This window comes from Bacillus vallismortis, assembly GCF_040784915.1.
GTDB lineage: Bacteria > Bacillota > Bacilli > Bacillales > Bacillaceae > Bacillus > Bacillus subtilis_G.
The window spans coordinates 494,408-517,667 of the sequence record NZ_CP160797.1 but is presented as its reverse complement, the minus strand read 5'-3'; the positions used below and the strand labels follow the sequence as shown (position 1 = coordinate 517,667).

The window sequence follows — 23,260 nt, the reverse complement described above, 5'->3', positions numbered from 1 at the left end:
GAGCCGGGAAGGCTCTTTTTTTTCATCACTCAAACGCTTCTGAGGCCAGCTTTTGGATTACCGCATCATCCATCGGCGGGTTATGGAGGCCTGCGCGCGCATCACGATAATAGCGCTGAAGCGGGTTGGTTCGTTCTAGGCTTTTGGCACCGACAATTCTCATCGCTTTATCGACAACAGACAGCGCAGCATTTGTGACGATATGTTTCGCCGCACCGAGCTCGCTTCTCAAGTGAGGGCGGCGCTCCGGATCATCATACAATTGGGCGATATGGAAAAGAAAATGTCTGGCATTAGTCAGATCAAGCTCCATTTCGCCTGTTCTTTGCTGTACGGCCGGGACATTTTTGATCGGTCCCTTCAAACTGTTTGGAGAATACTCAGACGCAAATTGCACCGCATAGTCTCGCGCTGCTTGAGCAATGCCAAGATAAATCGCCGGGATGTGAAGCAGCCAGCCATTTGGCTTTGCTCCCCGAGGCCCTTGAAGCAATTCCACCAGTTTATCCTCATCAAGCGTTACCCCATTCAATACAAGGTCATGGCTTCCAGTAGCCCGCATCGCCATCATATCCCACGTTTCTTCAATCGACAATCCGGGATCATCTTTATGAATGAGAAACACGCCTGTTGATTGTTTTTCTTCAATCCATGCCGTGACTAAAAAATAATCCAGTGCTTGCGACATCGTCGTAAAGGTTTTTCTTCCGTTCACTGCCCATTTGCCATCCTTTTTGACGGCGTTTGTACCGGGGCGCCCTCCTCTTGTCGGGCTTCCGGTGTTCGCTTCTGTCGCCGCCCTGTTGATAACGGCTCCGTTTTGAACTTCCTTTGCAATAAACGCAAACACGTCTTTATCCCAGCTGTTGCCTTCTCCGAGCTCTCCGATTACGCTCATATGCCAGCCGATGCTTAGCGCTGCGGGAGCGTCTCCCCGTGCCAGCCGTTCTTGATACAGGAGCATATCGTAAACAGAAATGCCCCCTCCTCCATGAGATGCCGGCAATGTTAAAGCCGTATACCCAGCATCACGCAGTTTTTGTATTTTTTCTGCAGGAAACCGTCCCTGTTCGTCATCTTCAGCGGCCGTTTGCTGAAATTCATCCGCAATCCGTCCGATTCTCTCCATCCATTGCCGCTGTTGATCGTTTTGTATAAATAATGACATCCGGCAGCCCCCCAAGGTTTTAATTCCGATAAATTTAATATGTATTATAGATTTCCTGCCATTATTCCGCAACTGTTAACCTTTTTGTCGGGGATAAAAAAAATACGCCGTTCCGCAAGGGAACAGCGCGATTAGACAGGATTTGCATCCCGGTCTTGTTTCATGCCGAGATAAATCAGCATATATGTCAGGTACCCCATTGTCATCACCAAGCCGCCAAAGAAAAAGCTCGAGAAAATCGGCTCTTCAAAAGCGGTTACTGCCGCAAGCACAATCCAGCTTGCATACAGATAGATGATAAAATAACGGATGCCCGTCTTCATTTTATATATCATGTACAGCCCCGCGAGAGAAAACAATCCAAGCGCGAGTCTGAAATAAACAAGATGCTCAAACTGAAACATGAATGACACAAATGAGAATCCAAGCAGCAATACGATCGGTAAAGCGGTAATAAAGTTCCTCAATCGAGACACCTCCGTCAGTACCTTTAGTATAAACCAAAATATCAGCTGATATTGATTTACGTGATTTTTTTCACAAAAGTGTCATTCCTTGCCTTTATACCCGGACATCCCGTTTACAGAAGCACCACCAGCCAACCGCAATGAAAAATATGGCATGTATGACGATAATCCCCACTGAAAACAATGGCGTCATGCCTGAAAACAACACGGTCTGGCCGCTGCTGTATTGGGTAAAGTCAGTGTTCGCAAAAAGTAAAAAGCTGCCCCATTTGTTTTCAAACAGCTTCATGAGCTGGACAAGTGTACTCGCTCCATATAAAACGACAAAAGAAACGACGACAGCTACCGCGCTGTTGCGGAACAGCGAAGAACAAAGCAGCCCGAACAATCCCATCATTACGGCTTCAAGCCAGTTTGACCCGATCAGCTCCAAAGTGTTGATCAGCAATGCCTGTGATTCTGAAGTCACGGATGTGCCAAAAAAGATAAGACCGAATAATAATGCCAGAATGTAGTATGCCAAATACAAATAAAAGCTGGCCATCACAATTGTGATTAATTTTGACCAAAAAACCTTTTGACGTTTAACCGGACGAATGAGCAGAAATTTGATCGTCTTTTTATCAAACTCCATCGAAACAATTGTCGCTGCAATCACGATCGTTAACGCCTGCAGCAGGATGTTCAGGCTCGGTGTATACGAAAAATAGCCGATGAAGTTTTCATCTGTCCCGGCACTGATGACAATCCGTTTAATGATCAAAGCCATGAAAAATTGAAAGACCGCCATCAAGATAAGAGATATCAATGTGACCTTCCGATTAAAAAGTTTCATATGTTCATTCCAAACTAATTTAGACAAGCTCTTCTCCCTCCTCTTGATGGACAGTTGTCGCTTTTATGAATTCATCTTCCAGTGATTGCGTGTAAGGCATAACGGAAAATACATCCAGGCCTTGTCCGACAAGTGAGCGGTTCAGCTCCGGAATGTTTTCTTTTGCTACCTCAACAACAATCGCCCCGTCTTGCCGCTCAGCTTGATATTGATTGCTTGTCAGCCAATTGAGTGCTTTTTCTTCCGGCTGCACTTCAATGATTGCTTTTTCTGTTGTTTGATCAGTTCCATATAAGCTGACTTCCGCTTTGATCTCGCCTTTTTGAATAATAATGACACGGTCACACAGATCTTCAACCTCGCGCAATAAATGGGTGGCGAATAGGACTGCTGTCCCTTCCTTTTCCGCGAGCTCTTTAATATGATCGCGAAAATCCTTCATGCCAGCGGGGTCCAGACCGTTTGTCGGCTCATCTAAAATAAGAAGCTTCGGCCCGTGAAGGATCGCCTGCGCAATGCCAAGTCGCTGGCGCATGCCAAGGGAATAGGTTTTGACCTTATCATGAATCGCTGACGTCAGCCCGACACGTTCCACCACTTCATCAAGCCGTTCATCCGCTATTTTTTTGTGCATATTCGCAAAGTGCTTGAGGTTTTCCCAGCCTGTCAGGTACGGATAGAACTCTGGGTTTTCGACGATCGCCCCCACAGCTTCCATCGCTTGTTCAAACTCTGTATCATGCTGGAATCCGCTGATTGTCACACTTCCGCTGTTTTGTTTTAACAGCCCGACGATGATACGGATGAGTGTTGTTTTCCCTGAACCATTCGGGCCGAGCAGGCCGATGATTTCTCCCTCCATGACGTCCATGCTGATCTGTTTTAAAATCTGTTTAGACCCGATCTTTTTATCGAGGCCTTTAATATGTAAAATCGGCTCAGCCATAAAGCCTTCCTCCTTTTTCGGCAAAAAATAAACAGTGCCCAACAATTAGGCACTGTTTGTATTATAGCATTTGTTGCTTCCAAATGTTTGGTTAAACCGATAGAGTCGACGTTTGCTCAGGCTGTTTGTTCTTCTCTGTTTCTGTCACAATGACAGCGCAGGCCGCGTCTCCTGTTGTATTTACAACTGTACGAAGCATATCAAGCAGGCGGTCAATTCCAAGGATCAACCCGATTCCCTCAACAGGCAGACCGACAGATTGAAGCACCATAGCAAGCATAATCAAACCGACTCCCGGAACACCCGCGGTTCCGATACTTGCTAATACAGCCGTCAGTACGACCATCAGCAGCTGCGTGAGTGTCAGATCATGCCCGAATACCTGGGCAATGAAGACGGTGGCTACCCCTTGCATGATGGCTGTTCCGTCCATATTAATTGTAGCGCCCAGCGGCTGGACAAAGCTGCTGATCGGCTCAGGCACCTTTAGTTTTTTCTGTGCCACATCCATGGAAACCGGCAGAGTCGCATTGCTGCTGGAAGTACTGAACGCGACGACCATAACCTCTGAGAAATCTTTAAAGAACGTAATCGGATTTCTTTTGGCGATAAGCGCTACCGTAGATCCGTAGGTTACGACTGCATGTATCAATAATGCAATGGTTACTACAAGCATGTACAAGCCCATCGCTTTCATTGCACTGAACCCTTGGCTTCCCACGGCTGTCGCAATCAAACCGAATGTGCCATACGGAGCAAACTTCATGACCAGATTCACTAGGTACATCATCAATTCATTTCCTTGCTCAACAACTTTGAGAAGCATATCCGCTTTTTTACCGAGCATTGTAATCCCAAGCCCGACAAAAATGGCAAAAGCGATAATCTGCAGCATATTCCCCTCGGTCATCGCTTGAACAGGATTGGTCGGAATAATGTTTAACAGGGTGTCCGCAATACTTGGCGCTTTTTCAGCAGTGAATTCGGCAGACGATGTATCATATGTTCCAAACTCTCCCGGTTTGATGACAAGAGCTAAAATGATGGCAATGGTAATCGCCACTGCAGTTGTGACGAGAAAATAAGAAATCGCCTTTACACCGATTCTGCCAAGCTTCTTAGGATCGCCCAGTCCAGCTACTCCCAGTGTCAGTGAGAAAAAGACAATCGGAACGACAAGCATTTTGATAAGGTTTAAAAAGATCGTACCAAGCGGACCGAATACAAACTTATTCAAATTTTCAAATAATTCAGGTGATGTCAGGTTAAGAATAATTCCCGTCACCGCACCCAGCACCAATGCAATGATTATCTTTGTAGCCAGCTTCATCTGCATTCCTCCCTTTTTTGAAAAAAAGCCCGCGAGAGACTCCCGTGGGCTTTGGCTATAACATCAAACCACTGGATTCTCTCTTCACGCTGATGAGGTTAGCTGACGGGTTCGGACGAAGAGATGTCCGTTTTTCTGACGAAAAATTAACCCCAAAAGATCGGGTCCCCCACTCCTTAGTTAAAAGGATTAAGCGTGTGGCTTACTATTGTATGATAGTTTATTTATACAGAAAAGAACCAATTTTGTAAACTATTTTTTGTTACTTTTTTCTTGGAATCTTTTGGGTCCATCTTCCTTATTGGTCACATCAAGGATATCAAGGAGAAACACAAAGATCGGAATCCCGATAATTAAACCCCAAATGCCTAAAAAGTGCTCAGAGAAAATGAGTACTATGAAAGTGAAAAAGATCGGCAGTTCTGTTTTCGCAGACATCAGCTTCGGATTTAAGAAATAGGTTTCGATCGCATGTATGGCGAATATGACAAGCACAATGTAGAGCACATACATTCCGCCGCCTGTGCTGTATGCGATAATACTGAGCGGAATCAAAGAAATGACAACGCCTGCTACAGGAATTAATCCAAGGAAAAACACCATAATAGAAAGCCCAAACAGCTGCGGGAAATGCATAATCCAAAGCGCGATAAACGTCAGAACACAGTTGACGAGCGCAATGATAAATTGAGCCTCAAGCACTTTTCCGAACGTTCTTGCAAATTTTCTTCCGAAGAAAGCAATTTCCTCATAAAAGACCGCCAGTTTGCTCGTTTTAAATTTCCCCATAAATTCTGAAAGCCGTTTTTTCTCAAATAAGAAAAACATGCTGAGAACGAGCGCCATTACGACCTGCAAGCCAAATGTGCTGATATCGGCCAGATACGTATACACCACATTGAAACCCTCTTTGACATATGAACTGATATTAATATCTCCGAAAACACTGGTGATCTCATCAAAGAAAGGGATGGTGTCCGGGTGATACGCAATATGTTTAATCTGCTTAGCCAGCTGCTGAATCTGCGCCGCGACGATCGGATAAAAAACAAATCCCCCAACTGTAAGCAAAACAGCCAGCAACACGTAAAGAAACGTAATGACAACCCGCTGGCTCACGCGGAAGAATCGACTTGCGAACTGCCGTACGACAAACTCCAAACGATCCATTAGAAAGGTGAAAATGAAAGTAAGCAAGATTAAGTTGATCATGCTCTTAAATAGATATAACACACCAGTTAACACGACAAAGACGGAAAAACGCCTTACTCCCGGGTGCTGAAAAAATTTAACTAAAGCGGCCATTTATACACCCCTGTTAGGACAAACGTCCTTAATTCAATATAGTATCCATCTGTAAATTATATAACAAAAAAATGCTGAGGTCTCTGTCATTACCTTAATAATTCTTAAACAATTAAAAAAACGGCCCCATGGATGAGCCGCTCATTTCTTAAACTGCTGTTTTCATTTTTTTCATGTCTTCAACAGCCTCTATGCTTTTTGCTTCATCGAATTCATTTTCGCTTTTTGCAACAATGATCGTGGCGATTCCGTTTCCGATCAGGTTCACAATCGCTCTTCCTTCACTCATGAAACGGTCAACCCCAAGCAGGAGTGCAAGACCCTCCAGCGGAATGACCTGAAGCGCTGACAGTGTTGAGGCAAGGACGATAAATCCGCTTCCCGTCACACCGGCCGCTCCCTTCGATGTCAGCATCAGAACGAGGATAATTGTAATTTGCTGGCCAATGCTGAGGTCCACTCCAAACACCTGTGCCAGAAAAACCGTCGCCATTGATAAATAAATCGATGTGCCGTCAAGGTTAAATGAATAGCCCGTCGGAATGACAAGCCCGACAACGGATTTTGAACAGCCGTAACGCTCCATTTTATCCATCATACGCGGAAGCACCGATTCTGAAGAGCTTGTGCCAAGCACGATCAGAAGCTCATCTTTAATAAAGCGCAGGTAATTCCACAGACTGAATCCGTAAAGCTTGCAGATGATATTTAAAGCTACAAATACGAACAGGAACATCGTAATATAAACAGACATCATTAAACTTGCCAGCGGCTTGATGGAATCGAGACCGAAGTGCCCGATCGTATACGCCATCGCCCCGAATGCCCCGATTGGCGCCGCGCGCATGATATAGCCGATGATTTTGAAAAAGACGTGAGAAATCTTGTCGAAGAAATCAATGACGCTTTTCCCTTTTTCACCTAATGCCGCAAGACCGACTCCGAAAAGAATCGAAAAGAATAAGACCTGCAAAATGTCCCCTTTTGCGAAGGCATCAACCATGTTGGACGGAACAATGTGTGTGACAAATTCAATCCAGTCGATTCCCTGACCGCCATTTTGCGTGTATTGTGATACATCACCCTTTTCAAGCTTGCTGTAATCAAGCCCCGATCCCGGCTTTATAATATTAACGACGAACAAACCGATAATGAGTGCGAGAGTTGTGACAACCTCGAAATAAATAAACGCTTTTCCCCCTACTTTTCCAACCTTCTTCATATCGCCCATTTTTGCAATCCCGAGAACGATAGTGAAAAAAATGATTGGGGCGATCACCATTTTAACAGCGTTGATAAATGTATCGCCAAGCGGTTTCATTTCTTTTCCGATATCAGGCCAGACCAGCCCGACAATGACCCCGATGATGACCGCAGTTATGACCTGAACTGTTAAATTTTTAAACAGTTTCATATTCTGCATCCCCCTGTCCTATTCGCCTTTGTGTCTTTCTTACTAGAATGATAGCGTTTTCATATAAGGTGGGGAAGTTTATGATCATAACGGACATTTTGGTCTTTTTGGTCTCAGGTTTATCCTTTAAACACGTAGCGGTTGACAGGACGGCCGATTCCGCCGTATTGAACGTCCAGCTTAATGGTTCCGTTTTTTTCTAGATAATCAAGGTATCGCCTCGCTGTCACTCTGGCGATACCGAGCGCCTTGGCGACCTCTTCTGCAGAAAGAGATGCGGTTTGCCGCTTCAAAATAGCAGTGACTTCATTCATCGTAAAATGATTCAATCCTTTTGGCAGATCCTGTACGGCCTGCTGCGGAATATTCAGGATCGCATCGAGCTGTTCCTGGGACAGCGTATCGTTCGCTTCTATTTTTTGTTTATATTGCTTGTACTTTTCAAGTGCCTGTCTCATTCGCTCAAGCTTAAATGGTTTTAAGATATAGTCAGCCGCTCCATTTTGCAGCATAAGGGAGATCGTTTCTTTGTCTTTTGCAGCGGAAACGACAATGATATCCACTTCAAGCTTTTGCTTTCTGATCTCCTGCAACGTTTTGATCCCGTCTTTTTTCGGCATGTACACATCGAGAATGACGAGGTCGGGCTGTTTTTCTTTAATTAGCTTGATGCCTTCTTCTCCGTTTCCCGCTGTTGCACAGACAATAAAGCCGCTGACAGTTGTGATGAAATCCTTGTTTACCTCTTGAACCATCGGATCATCTTCAATGAGCAGAACCTTCCATTCTTTAAGAGCCATGCTGTGCTTCCTCCCCCTTCATTGGAAAAACGATAGAAAAAGCTGTTCCTTGCCCTGCGTGTGAATCCACTTCTATCGTGCCCGATCCTTTGTCTGTTATTTGTTTGACTAGATACAGGCCATAGCCTGTGCCGCCTGTTTTATTCACTGTAAATCCTTTGTCGTAAAGGTGCGGCATATGTGCCGATTCAATCCCGCAGCCGTTATCTTCTATTAAAATTGCCAGGATATCATCCGTTTGTTCGATGCTGATGTCAATCCGTTTGTCATTAGATTGAACCGTTTCAAATGAACCGAAGGCATTTTCAATCAGGTTGCCAAGAAGCACAACGATATCATGCTGATCAACATGCTCGGGAAATTGCTGAAGGCTGCTGTTTTCATCAATATGAACAACAATGCCGAGCTCCCTTCCTCTTCTGATTTTACTTAATAGAAGGCCAGCCGCAGCGTCATTTTGAATCAAGCGATGAAGAAATTCAGTCACATTTTCCTGCTCAGTTGACGCCCGGAATGCAAGCTGCAAGGCTTTTTCAGATTTCCCCAGCTGGATGAGGCCGGCGATCGTATGCAGCTTATTCATATGCTCATGGTTTTGGACGCGGAGCGCCTCTACAAAGTTTTTGACGCCGGTCAACTCCTCCGCCATCTTAGCCGCTTCCGTTCTGTCCTGAAAAATCGCGACGGCGCCGATGACTTTTTTCTTCATGACGATCGGAATTCTGCTGCTCATAATCACTTTTCCGCTGACGCGAATTTCTTCATTATAAACCGCTTTGTTCCGCTCCACGATTTCGGGCAGGCGCGAATCCTTAAGAACCTCCCAGATCACCTTTCCGACCAGATCCCCCTTCACCTCAAAGATCTGTTTCGCTTTTTCATTAAAAATCGTAATGATAAGCCGGTTGTCGATGGCAATCACGCCTTCGTTCATGGAGTGAAACGTCGCTGTCCGTTCTTCATACATTCGGACAATCTCATGAGGCTCAAGCTGAAACATTTGTTTTTTGATATGGCGGGCCAGCAGAAAGGAACCTGCAAGGCCGAAGCCGAGTGTCAGTACAACGATGAATGTGATATCGTGTTTTAACTGAAGCAATATGTCGGTAATCCCCGGCAGTGTTTTCCCGACAAGCACCACGCCGATCTGGTTCAGCTCGTGATCCTTCACCGGATAAAAAGCGCGGACCGCCGTGCCGATCTCTCCCTTTGCTTCTGAGAAATAAATATGCTCCGCAAACGCCGCCTCTTCGTCTGCACCCTTGGATTTCTTGCCGATACTTGTACTGACAGGATGCGTGTAGCGGATGTGATTCATATCCATGATGACAATATAGTCTGCTTCATTAATCATCCTGATCTCTTCAACCGCATGGCGAACAGCTTCTGTTTGTTTTTTTCGCGCCAAGGCCTCTTTTACTTCTGTCATCTCCGACACCGTCCGGGCCGTATTCATCAAACGTTTTTTCAGCTCCCGCTCCTCTGTATGCTGGATATTGCCGATGAGCACAATGCCGCCGATCAAAAAGGAGAAAATGACGAGTATATAGGATAAGATCGTGATTTTCCAACGGATTGAGAGCTTCTTTTTGTTCATCATCTTCTCCTTTCAGGTCTTTACGAATGGCATGGGCCCCATTATCCTTAAAACATAGGGGAGGGCTTTTCATGAAGAGTTTGCTTGCATGTCTCGCACTGATGATCGCCGGAATTGCAACCGCTTTATTTATCGGATTCCATGATCGTTCCAGCAGTGAAGAAATCGTTTATGATGACGACCAGGAAGGCTTACAGGATCAAATCGTGTTTACATTCAGCCATGTGGTTGCCGAAAACACACCGAAAGGGCTGGCCGCCAATAAATTCGCCGAGCTGGTAAACGAGAAATCAGGCGGAAAAATAAAAATTGAAGTGTTTCCGAATGGAAGCCTCTATTCGGACATTGAAGAAATTGAAGCATTGCAAAACGGCGATGTTCAGTTTATCGCCCCCTCCACATCGAAGCTCGGCATGCTCTCGCCTGAATGGGGCGTGCTGGATCTGCCGTATGCATTTACAGATTACAATGCCGTCAAAAAAGGGCTGCACGGCAGCATCGGCACACAGCTGTTTGATTCCCTAAAGAAAAACCAATTAAAAGGCCTCGCCTATTGGACAAACGGCTTTAAACAAATCACGACAAATGAAGGGCCGGTCAAAACCCCGGATGATTTAAAAGGTCAAGATCTCCGCATTATGCAAAGCGATGTGATAGAGGATCAGTTCAAGCTGCTTGGTGCAACGCCTCATCAGGAATCCTTCAATTCTACCTTTCAGCTGTTAGAAAACAATACAGTCGATGGCGAAGAAAATACCATCTCAAACATCTATTCTAAAAAATTTTATAATGTTCAGGACCATTTGACAATAAGCAGCCACGGTTATCTCGGCTACGCTGTCATGACGGATGAGCACTTCTGGAACGCGCAAACACCGGAAACACGGCGCGTTTTAACGGAAGCGATGAAGGAAACGACAGAGTGGAATGAAATGCATGCCGAGCAAATGAACAAGGAGCAGCTGGAAGTCATCAAAATGAGTTCTTCTATTCACATCTACGAGCTGTCAGATAAAGAGAAAAAAGAATGGATGAAGCGCCTCGATCCTGTTTACCGGCAGTACGAGCCTATCTTCGGCCGGAAGCTGATTCAGGAGCTTTTGGAGCTGCGAGGTGATTCGTAGTCCCCAACTCGATACGCTGTTTTTCGTTTATCTTTCAATTGATCGGAAATATAAAAAGGGATAAACGAAAAAGGAGATGGGAACATGTTTAAGCACACGAAAATGCTGCAGCATCCTGCTAAACCAGATCGTCCAGATCCATTATTCGCGAAAAAAATGCAAGAAATTTTAGGCGGGCAATTTGGAGAAATTTCTGTTGCCATGCAGTACTTATTTCAAGGCTGGAATACAAGAGGAAATGAAAAATACAAGGATTTGCTGATGGATACGGCAACTGAGGAACTCGGGCATGTTGAAATGATCGCCACGATGATCGCCAGACTTCTTGAGGATGCCCCGCTCGATCAGCAGGAAAAAGCCGCTGAAGATCCGGTCATCGGCTCCATTCTGGGCGGCATGAACCCTCACCACGCGATTGTATCAGGACTTGGCGCCATGCCGGAAAACAGTACAGGCGTCCCTTGGAGCGGCGGCTATATCGTTGCAAGCGGAAACCTGCTGGCAGACTTCCGCGCCAATCTGAATGCGGAATCACAAGGCCGTCTGCAGGTCGCACGCCTGTTTGAAATGACAGATGACAAAGGCGTTAAAGATATGCTCAGCTTCCTGCTGGCGCGTGACACGATGCACCAAAATCAATGGCTCGCCGCCATTAAAGAATTAGAAGCACAAGAAGGCCCGATTGTGCCGGGAACATTCCCGAAAGCACTCGAAAAGCAAGAGTTCTCGCATCAGCTTATTAATTTCTCTGAAGGCGAAGAAAGCGCCGAGCAAACTTGGCTGAACGAAAAAGCGCCGGACGGAGAAGCCTTTGAATATGTAAAAGAAGCGAAAGCGTTTGGAGAAAAACCGGAATTAAAACCAGCACCGCCTTTTGTTCATGATACACTTCCGGGACGCGAGTAAAGATACAATCATAAAAAGGATAGATCATCATCAACCGTGATCTATCCTTTTTTGCGCGTTTTCTGCCACTCAAGCATCTCAAGACGATTGCCAAATGGATCTAAAACATAGAATCTGTCCGCTCCCGGAAGTTTATTGTCTTCAACAATTCCAATTCCATTTAATTTCAAATGTTCTTTTAAGCCTTCTATATCCATAACCTCAAAGGCGGGGTGTGCTTTTTTAGCGGGAACAAAAGGTTCTTCTATCCCGATATGCAATTGTCTATTCCCAAAAGTGAACCAGACCCCGCCTCGGGCTTTTAACTCATCAGGTTTTTCAATTTCCCGAAAGCCTAATATGCCGACGTAAAATTGTCTTGCAGCAGTTTCACAGCCTTTAGGAGCCGCAAGCTGAATATGATCAATTCCCTTAAAATGAAAAGTCATCTAAATCAATCCCCCTGATTCCCCAATTGAATTCCATTTTCTTCATTCTAATTCAATCAAAATAACAGGAGAATATCTACATTGTTATAATGAGTGATAAAATCAGCTTATCATCTTTTTAAAAACGACTTCCCATAACTAAGCTTTTGTCACGGTCCATCCAGGCTCGTATTCAATTTCCCGGTTGTCAAACATGCAAGCGGCCTCCTCTGCATCAGCCTGAGTAAACGTCACTTCTATTGAATATAACGTAGCCTTTTGCCCGATTTCTTCATAGATAACGTCATGTTCGTTCTCCATAAAAGCTTCATAAACTTCTCTGTCCTCCCAAACGCTGATGATCTCTGCGGTAAGCGGCCTGTCTGCTGATGTTCGCCAGCCGCCGGCCTGTTTGACAAAGCCGGCCACATGTGACAATGCCCCCCACTGTGACTGCGCTTTTGAAAATGCTTCGGCGTTTGCAGCATCTACTTCACATACAATCTTTTTGATTAGCATGGCAATTCCTCTATGATGACTGTTTTCGCCTGTGTATGCTCGACACAGAGATTCACCGTTCTGACGTAAGAGCGCGTGCGGTGAACCGTTCCTTTCGTGATGAGCAGGCTGTCATTCGCTTTGAGTACCGCAGTTTCTTTGTCCTTAAAATCAATCAGCAGCTCACCTTCAAGAACAATGAACAATTCATCTGAGTCAGGATGATGGTGCCAGTCATATTCTCCTGTAAACACAGCGAGGCGCACGCAATGGTCATTGACCTCTGAAATGGAAAAATTGGCGTGCTTTTCTTTGACTTCATTGGCAATGGCGAGCAGGTTTTGGATCTCGGACATTAGCGAAAACCCCTTTTTCACTTATTGTATCGCAGCACCGGCTTAGATCAAGTTATTTCCAAAATAAAAAGCGATCCAGCTGTTTCGCCGGATCGCTTTTTATCTTCTACAGGTTGTCTGCCTTCATGCTTTTGATTAGTCGTTGTTGCGGGCGTTTCCGCCTTTTGAACCAATTTCTTGATAGAATTCTTTATCATGATTTTTGCTTGTTGCCTCTCCGCCTTTACGGCCGATTTCTTGATAGAATTCTTTGTCATGATTTTCGCTAGTGGCTTCTCCGCCTTTTTCGCCGATTTCTTGATAGAATTCTTTGTCATGGTTTTGGCTAGTGGCTTCTCCGCCTTTTTCACCGATTTCTTGGTAGAATTCTTTGTCATGGTTTTCGCTAGTGGCTTCTCCGCCTTTTTGACCAATCTCTTGATAGAATTCTTTATCATGGTTTTTGCTTGTTGTTTCTCCGCCTTTTCTACCTGCTTCTTCTCTGCTCATTTTGTTATCGTCTGCCATTTTGAATTCCTCCTTTAATTGGTGTTGGTTGTTGTATTCCCGCTATCCATTCTATTAAACAAACAAAACACATTGGGTGTGTTTCCACTAAAAAAAGCAGGCGGAACGCGGTGTCCGTCTGCTTTTCTGCTATTCCATCTCTCGTTCTGTTTCTTTCAGCCGCTCAAGAATGCGGCGCTTTTTATACAACATCATGCCCGTTTCGGTAATGTCGTTTAATGTCGAGCGATTGGCTGACGCGCCAAAGACCATTCCCGCGACCGGCACCAGTTGAAAAAGCTTTTTCCAGCCAAACGTGTCGCGATAGCCTAAAACAACTTCACGCCAGCCTTGGATTTGAGAAGCGACATTCTTATATGTACGATCTTGATCGTAGTCTTTTAATTCATTCAAAATCGATTTTTTGCCGACAACATCAGCCGAAGTCAGCTGCATACATTTTACGATGAAGACCCGCTCCTTTTTCTCCTTTGGGTCAAAGCCGTAAGCAACCGCGATATCCTGCAACGTTTTTAACGACAGGCCAAGCACGGCCGGAATGTCTGCCGCCAGCGTAAACATGCCGCCCACACCCGTTGTCGCGCCTTGAACAGTTGCGGCGTTAATTCTGTTTTTGCCCATTCCTTCCGCAATTTCATCCATGATAGGAAGAGGGGCTTGTTGTACGTCTTCGAGTGATTCGAAGATCTCCTCCGGCAGTTTCTTTTGAAACATCTTGATAATCTGTTTTTCAGATGTCAGATACTGCCCTCCTGTTTGGACAAAGCTGCCGAGCTCATCCAAGAGCTTGCCGATCTTTTTTTGGATGAATTCCGGTGTCAGCTTGTCCAGCAGCTGAAACGGGAGACGGCTGAGTTTTTCCCAAAACCAGACTTTTTGCTGATCTTTTTCCCATTTCTCTATTTCTTTTAATTGCTGATGCAAGTCTTCTTTTCGTTCTGTTGTCACCCAACCCGCACTTCCCTTCTGTTTTTTCTACTGTATAGTATACCTTCATTTTCCGGAAACGTTTTTATTTTTCACCTGCGGGTACCATTTTTATAAAAGGAAAAGGAGTGATGGACATGCCTTGGTCGATAAAGGATTATCCCGCTTCATTGAAAAATCTTGAGAACCCGGTGAAGAAAAAAGCGATTGACATTGCAAATGCGATGATTGATGAGGGCTACGAGGACGGCCGCGCCATTCCGATTGCGACAAGCAAGGCAAAGGAATGGGCGGAAAACGCCTCGAAAAAAGAAATTGATGATTTCCTCAAGAATGGTGATGAGACAGAACACGATGAAGATCCAAGCAGCGGCACCGGCCCCGAGCTCATGGATAAAGCAGAACATGTCATCAAGCATAAAAACGGCTGGGCGGTCAAAGCCGAGGATGCTAAACGTGTATCTGAGATCAAGGGTACAAAGAAAGAAGCAATTGAACGGGCAAAGGAGATCGCAGCGCATAAAGGCACTGAAGTGATTGTTCATTTAGCTGATGGCAGCGTGCAGAGAAAGATCAAAACAGGATCATAAAGCGATATGCTATTCGGTGTTTCGGGTTTGGCATGAGCGGTTATTGATTGATAAATCATTTATGAGGGGTGAACATGATGCTTAGCTTTTTGGTTTCATTAGTTGTAGCTATCCTAATCGGCTTAATCGGAAGCGCCATTGTGGGGAACCGGATGCCGGGAGGAATTTTCGGCTCTATGATTGCCGGGCTGGCCGGCGCCTGGATCGGACACGGACTCTTTGGCACTTGGGGACCTAGCCTCGGCGGCTTTGCCATTATCCCGGCAATTATCGGGGCTGCCATCCTCGTGTTCTTGCTGAGCCTCGTATTCCGCGGGCTGCGGAAGGAAGCCTAGACTCATTTTGATACAGGAGGCATCGTTTCGAACTGAAACGATGTCTTTTTATGTGGGACCTTATTTGAATCTTTACATATCATGTGACATAACAGGGGAAAATTTGAAAGTGGATGAACATTTTCGGTTGACAAGAAACCGGGATGGTCATATGATGTAGATAAAATAATTTGCGTTAAGGAAACTCTTTGTTGCGTGGCAAAAAACAATCAGAATTCAGGTGAGACATGATGAACAAGGACATCACAGCACAATCTCCCCGTTCCAAAGCAGTCCAAGAGGCGCTTGACGGGAAAATCAAAGGGTTCAGAGGGCTGCTCCCTTTTCTGGGCCCTGCATTTATAGCAGCCATCGCCTATATTGATCCCGGCAACTTCGCCACGAATATATCAGCGGGTTCTAAATACGGATATATGCTGCTATGGGTGATTTTATTTTCTAATATTATGGCGCTTTTAATCCAATCACTCTCCGCTAAACTCGGCATCGCGACAGGCAAAAACCTGCCAGAGATTGCCCGAGAAGAATTCCCTAAGCCTGTTTCCATCGGTTTATGGATTCAGGGCGAGCTGGTCATTATCGCAACTGATCTGGCGGAATTTATCGGAGCGGCACTGGGACTGTATTTGCTGTTCGGCATCCCGATGCTTGAAGCGTCTATTATAGCGGCGATCGGCTCTTTCGCGATATTAGAGCTTCAGCGCCGCGGATATCGCTCACTTGAAGCCGGCATTACCGGCATGCTGTTTGTGGTGGTGATCGCCTTTGCGCTGCAGACCTTTTTCGCCAAGCCTGATGCCGTGTCAGTGATGAAGGGCCTTTTTGTTCCGGCATTTCAAGGCACTGATAGTGTGCTTCTCGCAGCTGGTATTCTCGGCGCAACCGTTATGCCGCACGCCATTTATTTACACTCAGCCCTTACACAACGGCGGGTGGTTGGCAAAACTGATGCTGAGCGAAAAAAAATCTTCAGATTTGAATTTATTGATATTTTAATAGCGATGCTAATCGCAGGTGCGATTAATGCGAGTATGCTCATCGTGGCAGCCGCATTATTCTTTAAAAACGGGCTGTTTGTCGAGGATCTTGATGTCGCCTTTCAGCAATTCGGACATCTTGTCAGCCCAATGTCAGCCGTTTTATTCGGGATCGGACTGCTCGTTGCCGGACTGTCCAGTTCGTCAGTCGGCACGCTTTCAGGCGACGTGATTATGCAGGGATTTATCAACTACCGCATTCCGCTGTATGTGCGGCGTTTTATCACAATCATTCCGCCGATCTTGATTATCGCATCAGGCGTCAACCCGACAACAGCTCTCGTCATGAGCCAGGTCGTGCTGTCCTTCGGGATCGCCTTCGCCTTAATCCCGCTTATTATGTTTACAAGCAATAAACGGATTATGGGCGCCCTGATCAACGCCAAATGGGTCACAGTGGTTTCTTGGCTGATCGCTGTGTTGATCGTCGCTTTGAACGTGTTTTTAATTGTTGATACGTTTCGTTAGAAAAAACCGGCTGCTAAGCCGGTTTTCATATTGCGCAAAAGCTCATTGATACCCTTTTTGCCAGAAATTTGTTATGATAGAAGAAAAAATCGGAGTTTTGATGATGTCATTATTTATTCTGTTTTATTTATGGATTGTTCCTATTGTAATCGGCATTTTATGTTCTGCTGTTGCCTATAAATCCAAGGGGAAAATGAGAGTCGCGCCCGGCATCGCCATGATCGTGCTCAGTATCATTTCCTTGGTCACCGCGTTTACGGCCGGACACACCAATTTCCACGTGTTTATCGGCGGAATGTTTTTATTCGGAACGTTATTGGTTGGTTCTGCTTTTCCTTTCTTTTTTGGGCTTAAGAAGAAAGAGAAATAAACTCATAGAGACATGAACGCTGTAAGATTTGATAAAAATAAACATATGAAACATACAAGGACAAATGCGCTGATCTTTTTGTTTTGAAAGAAGATGCATTTGTCCTTTTGTCCGTTTTGAGCATGGCGAATATCGTGACAGGCTGCATAGATCATTCCTAGAGATCCCAATAAGTACACCGCTAATTTTATGGATTCAAACATGCTTTCCTCCTATCATTCAATATAATGCTATGATAACTTACAATCCATTTGTTTCCAACACCTAAAAAACAGGGGTCTCACGAGGCCCCTGTTTTTTTAGAATAACCGTTTTAAACTTTTCTTCAGTGACGGCATTTCGATTTTTTGGTTTTCGAAGAAATTTTTCAGCATGTATTTGCTGAAGCCTTTTGCCTGCCCATAGGTGATTTTGCCAGGCAGCGGCGGTTCGTTTCCGATCATGACGTCCACTACGACCGGCTGGTCAGCGTGTAACGCTTCATGGAAAGCGGGCGCAAGCTCTTCCGCTTTAGCCACCTTGATGCCCTTTGCTCCGCAGCTTTCTGCAAATGCGGCATAGTCGACATTTTGAAGTTTTGTGACATAGTCGATGTTGCCCTTCACCTGCTGCTCGTACTCGATCATGCCGAGATTTTCGTTGTTTAAAATGACAACGGTGAGCGGGAGTTTGTATTTGACGGCGGTCGGGAGATCCTGCATGACCATGGAAAAGCCCCCGTCCCCGCAAACGGCGATCGCCTGCCGCTCCGGTTCTGACAAACTTGACGCGATTGCTCCCGGCAGGCCGCAGCCCATTGTCGCAAGCCAGCTGGAAACGATGAAATCCTGATTTGCTTTCATTTTGAAATGACGCGCCATCCAGACTGTCACAGTGCCGACATCTACAGATAGCACCGCATCATCGGCTGCCGCTTCCTCAAGACGCGCCACGACCTGCTGGGGTTTGAGCGGTGTTGCCGCCTCTGTCTCATCTTTTTCGATTTCGTTCCACCAATGCTGCATATGTTCAGTGCAGGCTTCCAGAAACCTTCTGTCTTCCTTCCGTTCAATAAACTCTGTCAATTCGCGCAGGCCGTGAGCCGAATCACAAACAAGACCCGCTGTCACCGGATAGCGTTTTCCGATTTTCGCCGGATCTGAATCAAGCTGGATCGCCGGCGTGTCATCAGGCAAATAATCGCGATATGGGAATGAGGTCCCGAGCATGATTAATAAATCACATTCCTCCATTGCCTCGTAAGCCGGCTTTGTGCCGATCTGCCCGAGATTGCCGAGAAAATGCGGGTGCTTATCAGGAACAACGCCTTTTGCCGGGAGCGTGACAACAATCGGAGCCGCGGCTTTGTCCGCGAATTCCAGCAGCTCACGTTTCGCCTTTTTCATTCCCTGCCCCGCCAAAATAATCGGCTTCTTGGCGTTATTTATATATTGCGCGCAAGTGATGAGCTGTTCTTTTTTCGGTTCAAGGTTCCCTTCAATATACACTGGTGACGTGTATACGGGCTCGCGTTTGATTTTCTCCGCGAACAAATCATCTGACACGCTCAATACCGCAACGCCTTTTTTGCTGCAGGCGGTGCGGATCGCCTGATTCAAGAGATCCGGCAGTGATTCCGCGCTATGTACCTCTCTGTTGAATACTGCCACGTCTTCAAACATTTGCTCAAGCTTGATCTCCTGAAAATAATCCCGTCCGACTTCGCCTGATGAAACCTGTCCTGCAATCGCCAGCACAGGGGCGCCGTCCGCTTTGGCATCATATAAACCATTTAATAAGTGCACCGCCCCCGGCCCTGCGATCGACAGGCAGACGCCGATTTTGCCGGTGAGTTTTGCTTCAGCCGCGGCAGCCAGCGCAGCCACCTCTTCATGGCGGGTTTGAATGAATTTCAATTGATTTCTTTCGTGCCTTAATTCTTCAATAAACTCATTGATACTGTCTCCGGGGATGCCGTATACATGATCAACTCCCCATTTTTCAAGCAGTTCTGTCATTGCTTGTCCTGCAGTTTTGTGTGCCATGCCGTATCCTCCTTTTTCCTATTTTCAATACCACAGGAGAGCTTCTTTAAAACCCGGAGACCTTTATCACTTGCCCAGTCTTCTTTTCAACAGGCCAATCGCCGCAAGCATGCCGCTGTCCTTGAGAGTGACAGCTACGTCCAGAGAGCCTCTCATAAAATCTTTGATTTGCCTTTTTCGGTTCGGCACTATAAATAGCGGCAAACGCTGCGGAGAAAACCACTTCAAATCCGCTGTCTCCATGCCGCTCGTTATCGCTTGTCCGCCTGTTATGTGTCCGGCAAACACGTGCTGTTCATCTTGAAACTTCGGCCTTTGGTAGACACCTATTTTCGCAGAAAGCGCTGCGTTGTATCCGGTTTCTTCCAACACCTCCCGGACTGCCGCTGCCTCAGCCGTTTCCCCGGGATCGACCCTGCCGCCCGGCAGATCCCATAAAGGGACGTCCTTTCGTTTCACCAGCAGAATCTGATGTTTTTCATTCGATACAATGACAAACGAACCTTGCGTATACATTACCAATTCTCCTTTTCACGCAAAAAAGACCAAGGTCGTTTTCCCCTTGGTCATAGTTGCTTTCCTTTTTAAAATGATACGGCAGTGCGGCAATCATTATGTCCTTTTTTCACAACAGCGGACTCTGAGAAAGAAGGCCGATTTGGCTGTAAAGGATGGTATGCCAGCCCGTTTTTCCAATCATCACGTTAGCAATAACCAGCTGCCAAGACATGGTTGGCAGCCAATGATGTTTCGTTAATGTTCCAGCAATGATGCGCCGTCGGCCGGCATTGTGCCGTGAACGTACGGAGGCGCCGGCTTGAGCACTGGTTTTTGACCCATAGCCTCAGGCTCCCCAACATATTCGAAATTCCCTTTTCCATCCATACTAGTCCCTGACGCCCAGCGCCCGCTTTGGCTTTCAGTTCCTTTAGAGCAGTCCATGAATGAATAGGAAACTTCTTGTTTTTCGTATTCACGATTAAATGTACTTGGGACAACTACGCCTTCACGTTCCTCTAATTCTTGAATGGCCGCCAGCCATTGATTTTGATGCATCGTGTCCCTCGCTATCAAGAAGGACAGCATATCCCTCACACCTTTATCATCTGTCATTTCATATAGACGGACAGCTTGCAGCCTGCCTTGCGATTCAGCATTAAGGTTTGCACGGAAATCGGCGAGCAGATTTCCGCTTGCAATCGTATATCGGGCTGTCCAAGGGTATCCCACACTATCATCTGGTTTAGCCCCCAGACCTCCTACGATGGCATGCTGAGGATTCATCCCTCCCATTACAGCTCCAATGACAGGATCTTTAGCCATTTGCTCTTGTTCTTCAATTGGCGCTTTATCAAGCAGCTGAGCTATCATCGTTGCCAGCATTTCCACATGGGCAATTTCTTCTGTGCCGATATCAAGAAGCATGTCACGATATTTTTGATCAGCTCTGCAGTTCCAGCCTTGAAATAAATACTGCATCATGACAGAAATTTCACCGAACTGTCCGCCTAATATTTCTTGCAATTTTTTCGCGTAAACGGGGTCTGGCCGGTCAGGTTTGGCATTATATTGTAACTCTTTCACATGGAAAAACATCTATATCCCTCCAATTCATCTATACGCTTTAGGATGGCTTTGTTTTCTGTTTTCATGTATAAGCTCTAAAAAAATACAACACTCTGTATGAGTGTTGTACCAAATCAATGGAGAACGATAGATACATCATTCTCAAGTGCTATCCCCTGTCTGCCTTTCTTTTTCTGCGTCTTACGGCAATCCAAATGAACACTGCCGCAATCACCATAATGAGTACCAGCACACCAATATACAGCCATTTCTGGCCATTATCTTGTGATGGCTGCTCTTCACTGGAACTGTTTGCTTCTGATTTGAGCTGCTGGTGGTTTGTAAACACCTGCTGGCTGTTTGTTTCATTAACGACGGTTGCCGAGTCATCGGTGCTGTTGAGATAGTTGATGATTTCTTTCGTGACGGCCGCGCCTTTTCCTTTTGACGGTGCAAAGACAGCCATTGTGTAGCTTGTATCCCAAAGAGATGCTTGGGTAAACGCCACTTGTTTTGTTGTCTCATTCAGCATCTCAAAACCTGATACATCAAACGAGCCGTTCTTCGCTTGCGGCACAAGCAGTTCTGATGATTGCTCCTTCAAAAGAGAAAATTGATTGATGCCCCCTAAGAAAATGAGGTCTCGTCCTTTGGCATCATTTGCTGTTACATCAGATGATTTCTTCACCGTATATGAATGCTGCGCTTCGCTGCCAAAGGACTCCGTAACAAGAGAAAGCTCCTCAAGCTTCGATTGGTTTACGGTGTCAGGAATCACGATCAGCGTTGCCTGTTCCTGATTTCCGGCGTAAGGAAGCGGCCACTCTTGAAAATCCGCTGACGGAGACATGCCTTTGACGGTGTAAGACAATGTACTGTTTTTATCGATAAAGACCCACTTTTCTTCGTCAGCGGTGTTGCAAGGATTGTTTTCCTTTAGCCCAGTTGTGACGAATTGAATATCAATGTAGCGGTTTTTCTGCAGCAGCTTAGGATCCACTTTTACCATGGCATGATAGAATCCGTTTTTATCTTCTTTTCCTAAATCATCAAGCCGGACCGAATGCGGCTGGCCGTTGATCATGACCTTCAGTTCTGCAGCCTGAGCAGCCGATTCGTTTTCGGCCGTTGAAGCTTGAATCGTTTCGGACTTTTTCAGCTTAAGCGACAGCTTCGCTGATTGGTTTTCATCTAAAACCGCCGATGCAGGATAAAAGTAATGTGCTGAAGATGTTTTGTCAGCTCCAATTGTGATATCATCCGCTCCAAAATTCTTGAGGGTCAGCCTATTGCTTTCTTTTTTTTCAGCCTGCTTAAGCTTGCTGATTGAGAGTGTATCGCCGCTGAGCTGGCCTGTATAAGTCTGATCCGTAATGACACTGATTTTTTCAGTGAGCACGTCATCGGATGCGGCTTGCGCAAACAGAACCGGCTGCTGCTTGCTCTCTGCTTTCAGCACCCGCTCCGCAAGCAGGAGTTTTTCTCCTTTTGCCTGTAAGCCGGCTTGTTTCATCAGCTTTTTCACCTTTCCGTTCCAATGCTTGTCCACTCCGATGAAAATCGTCGGCTTGTCGATTTTCTTCAGTTCAGATTCCGTGACATACGAAATGGTGACACTGCTGTCGGCCGTTTTCAAATAGCCTTCTGTTTTCACTGCTGCTTCAATTTCCGCCGAACTTGGGTCGTCCGGAATGACGATGGCGGTTTCCTCGGCTGTATTTCCCGATTGGGCGAAAGGATATGGATAATGGTCCAGCGTCGTTCCCTTCGCTTCACTGCTGTCCGCCAGCGTCAGGCGGCTGTCCGGGTAAATTTTGATCCAGTTTCCGGACGTATCCTGTCTGACGCAGACGCCCTCTTTCATTACACCGTAAAATTTCAGCGATACGTTGTGATAGCCTTGGGCAGACTGGCTTTTAGTCAGGTTCAGCTTCAATGTTTTCCGTTTTGAATCACCATTAAGCTTTACCGTTTTGACTGGTTCGTCGTCAATGACAGCCGTTAACGATGATGGAGAAATTAAAAGATTTGAAGCCTCGTATTCAATCACCAATTGCTGATTGCCGGAAGAGGCGCCTGCCGGAATCTGATACGTCAGCTCCGCGCTGTCTTTTGATCCGTACAGTGTCATCAGGTCGCTTGTCAGCACCTGCTGTTTGGCTTGTTCTTGGCTGCTTTTTCCGAGAAGCGAACCGCTGACCTGCACCTCTTTGGCTAAAGCCGCTTGTCCGGTCATCGCCAGAAGCATGAAGCTTGTGAGAAAAATCATTATTTGTTTCAAAA

Annotated in this window: 24 protein-coding genes and 1 riboswitch; of the genes, 6 read left to right on the top strand and 18 right to left on the bottom strand. The window is 45.9% G+C overall.

Annotated elements, in window-relative coordinates:
- Window positions 1-25: 25 nt before the first annotated feature.
- From ABZM97_RS02630 to dctS, 9 genes are all read right to left on the bottom strand, one after another.
- Window positions 26-1,168 carry an acyl-CoA dehydrogenase family protein gene (locus ABZM97_RS02630; protein WP_087992971.1) on the bottom strand — a complete coding sequence of 381 codons (1,143 nt, stop codon included), beginning with the start codon at window positions 1,166-1,168 and terminating at the stop codon, window positions 26-28.
- 131 nt (window positions 1,169-1,299) lie between these two features.
- Complete coding sequence (locus ABZM97_RS02625) at window positions 1,300-1,635, bottom strand: hypothetical protein (RefSeq protein ID WP_019257527.1); 336 nt, start codon at window positions 1,633-1,635, stop codon at window positions 1,300-1,302.
- A gap of 94 nt (window positions 1,636-1,729) precedes the next feature.
- On the bottom strand, window positions 1,730-2,497 hold the full coding sequence (locus ABZM97_RS02620) for an ABC transporter permease (RefSeq protein ID WP_087992972.1): 768 nt from the start codon (window positions 2,495-2,497) through the stop codon (window positions 1,730-1,732).
- Window positions 2,490-3,416, bottom strand: a complete 927-nt coding sequence (locus tag ABZM97_RS02615; protein WP_087992973.1) for an ABC transporter ATP-binding protein — start codon at window positions 3,414-3,416, stop codon at window positions 2,490-2,492. The genes ABZM97_RS02620 and ABZM97_RS02615 overlap by 8 nt, the downstream gene beginning before the upstream one ends.
- Window positions 3,417-3,507: 91 nt before the next feature.
- Entirely contained in the window at window positions 3,508-4,746 is a 1,239-nt protein-coding gene (locus tag ABZM97_RS02610) for a dicarboxylate/amino acid:cation symporter (protein WP_087992974.1), read from the bottom strand.
- 73 nt (window positions 4,747-4,819) lie between these two features.
- A riboswitch (cyclic di-AMP (ydaO/yuaA leader) is annotated at window positions 4,820-4,952 on the bottom strand.
- Between the two features lie 46 nt (window positions 4,953-4,998).
- Window positions 4,999-6,051: an AI-2E family transporter gene (locus tag ABZM97_RS02605; RefSeq protein ID WP_087992975.1), complete on the bottom strand. Its 1,053-nt coding sequence runs from the start codon at window positions 6,049-6,051 to the stop codon at window positions 4,999-5,001.
- A gap of 148 nt (window positions 6,052-6,199) precedes the next feature.
- Entirely contained in the window at window positions 6,200-7,465 is a 1,266-nt protein-coding gene (dctP, locus tag ABZM97_RS02600; RefSeq protein ID WP_087992976.1) for a C4-dicarboxylate transporter DctP, read from the bottom strand.
- Between the two features lie 119 nt (window positions 7,466-7,584).
- Entirely contained in the window at window positions 7,585-8,265 is a 681-nt protein-coding gene (locus ABZM97_RS02595; protein WP_087992977.1) for a response regulator, read from the bottom strand.
- Window positions 8,255-9,862: a two-component system sensor histidine kinase DctS gene (gene dctS / locus ABZM97_RS02590; protein WP_367387473.1), complete on the bottom strand. Its 1,608-nt coding sequence runs from the start codon at window positions 9,860-9,862 to the stop codon at window positions 8,255-8,257. Before dctS ends, ABZM97_RS02595 begins: the two co-directional genes overlap by 11 nt.
- A 71-nt stretch (window positions 9,863-9,933) precedes the next feature.
- Here dctS and ABZM97_RS02585 point away from each other — a divergent pair, with 71 nt between their 5' ends.
- Window positions 9,934-10,986, top strand: coding sequence for a TRAP transporter substrate-binding protein (locus ABZM97_RS02585; RefSeq protein WP_087992979.1), 1,053 nt, complete (start codon window positions 9,934-9,936; stop codon window positions 10,984-10,986).
- An 84-nt stretch (window positions 10,987-11,070) separates the two neighbouring features.
- On the top strand, window positions 11,071-11,892 hold the full coding sequence (locus ABZM97_RS02580) for a manganese catalase family protein (RefSeq protein ID WP_087992980.1): 822 nt from the start codon (window positions 11,071-11,073) through the stop codon (window positions 11,890-11,892).
- Window positions 11,893-11,933: 41 nt separating this feature from the next.
- Here the strand turns inward: ABZM97_RS02580 and ABZM97_RS02575 are convergent, their stop codons facing one another.
- The 5 genes from ABZM97_RS02575 to ABZM97_RS02555 form a co-directional block, all read right to left on the bottom strand.
- Window positions 11,934-12,320, bottom strand: a complete 387-nt coding sequence (locus ABZM97_RS02575; RefSeq protein ID WP_367387176.1) for a VOC family protein — start codon at window positions 12,318-12,320, stop codon at window positions 11,934-11,936.
- A gap of 138 nt (window positions 12,321-12,458) precedes the next feature.
- Window positions 12,459-12,818: a YdbC family protein gene (locus tag ABZM97_RS02570; protein WP_367387175.1), complete on the bottom strand. Its 360-nt coding sequence runs from the start codon at window positions 12,816-12,818 to the stop codon at window positions 12,459-12,461.
- The gene (locus ABZM97_RS02565) at window positions 12,812-13,153 is read right to left on the bottom strand and encodes a cupin domain-containing protein (RefSeq protein WP_367387174.1); all 342 of its coding nucleotides are present in this window, start codon (window positions 13,151-13,153) and stop codon (window positions 12,812-12,814) included. The genes ABZM97_RS02570 and ABZM97_RS02565 overlap by 7 nt, the downstream gene beginning before the upstream one ends.
- 135 nt (window positions 13,154-13,288) lie before the next feature.
- The gene (gene gsiB / locus ABZM97_RS02560; protein ID WP_252687358.1) at window positions 13,289-13,660 is read right to left on the bottom strand and encodes a glucose starvation-inducible protein GsiB; all 372 of its coding nucleotides are present in this window, start codon (window positions 13,658-13,660) and stop codon (window positions 13,289-13,291) included.
- A 129-nt stretch (window positions 13,661-13,789) separates the two neighbouring features.
- Entirely contained in the window at window positions 13,790-14,608 is an 819-nt protein-coding gene (locus ABZM97_RS02555) for an EcsC family protein (protein ID WP_367387173.1), read from the bottom strand.
- 116 nt (window positions 14,609-14,724) lie between these two features.
- On the opposite strand from ABZM97_RS02555, the gene ABZM97_RS02550 reads away from it, so the two are divergent.
- The 4 genes from ABZM97_RS02550 to ABZM97_RS02535 all read left to right on the top strand — a co-directional run bounded on the left by ABZM97_RS02550 (window position 14,725) and on the right by ABZM97_RS02535 (window position 17,387).
- Window positions 14,725-15,177 (top strand): DUF2188 domain-containing protein, encoded by a 453-nt coding sequence (locus tag ABZM97_RS02550; protein WP_087992985.1) that lies wholly within the window; start codon window positions 14,725-14,727, stop codon window positions 15,175-15,177.
- 77 nt (window positions 15,178-15,254) lie between these two features.
- Window positions 15,255-15,512: a GlsB/YeaQ/YmgE family stress response membrane protein gene (locus ABZM97_RS02545; RefSeq protein ID WP_087993071.1), complete on the top strand. Its 258-nt coding sequence runs from the start codon at window positions 15,255-15,257 to the stop codon at window positions 15,510-15,512.
- A gap of 227 nt (window positions 15,513-15,739) precedes the next feature.
- Entirely contained in the window at window positions 15,740-17,017 is a 1,278-nt protein-coding gene (locus tag ABZM97_RS02540) for an Nramp family divalent metal transporter (RefSeq protein WP_087992986.1), read from the top strand.
- A 103-nt stretch (window positions 17,018-17,120) separates the two neighbouring features.
- The gene (locus ABZM97_RS02535; RefSeq protein WP_087993072.1) at window positions 17,121-17,387 is read left to right on the top strand and encodes a hypothetical protein; all 267 of its coding nucleotides are present in this window, start codon (window positions 17,121-17,123) and stop codon (window positions 17,385-17,387) included.
- 299 nt (window positions 17,388-17,686) lie between these two features.
- Here ABZM97_RS02535 and ABZM97_RS02530 read toward each other — a convergent pair whose 3' ends face one another.
- From ABZM97_RS02530 to ABZM97_RS02515, 4 genes are all read right to left on the bottom strand, one after another.
- Window positions 17,687-19,411: a pyruvate oxidase gene (locus ABZM97_RS02530; RefSeq protein ID WP_087992988.1), complete on the bottom strand. Its 1,725-nt coding sequence runs from the start codon at window positions 19,409-19,411 to the stop codon at window positions 17,687-17,689.
- A gap of 66 nt (window positions 19,412-19,477) precedes the next feature.
- Window positions 19,478-19,927 (bottom strand): NUDIX hydrolase, encoded by a 450-nt coding sequence (locus ABZM97_RS02525; RefSeq protein WP_087992989.1) that lies wholly within the window; start codon window positions 19,925-19,927, stop codon window positions 19,478-19,480.
- A 237-nt stretch (window positions 19,928-20,164) separates the two neighbouring features.
- Window positions 20,165-21,007, bottom strand: coding sequence for a manganese catalase family protein (locus tag ABZM97_RS02520; protein ID WP_202328945.1), 843 nt, complete (start codon window positions 21,005-21,007; stop codon window positions 20,165-20,167).
- Between the two features lie 139 nt (window positions 21,008-21,146).
- The gene (locus tag ABZM97_RS02515) at window positions 21,147-23,258 is read right to left on the bottom strand and encodes a cellulose biosynthesis cyclic di-GMP-binding regulatory protein BcsB (RefSeq protein ID WP_202328943.1); all 2,112 of its coding nucleotides are present in this window, start codon (window positions 23,256-23,258) and stop codon (window positions 21,147-21,149) included.
- Between the last annotated feature and the right edge of the window lie 2 nt (window positions 23,259-23,260).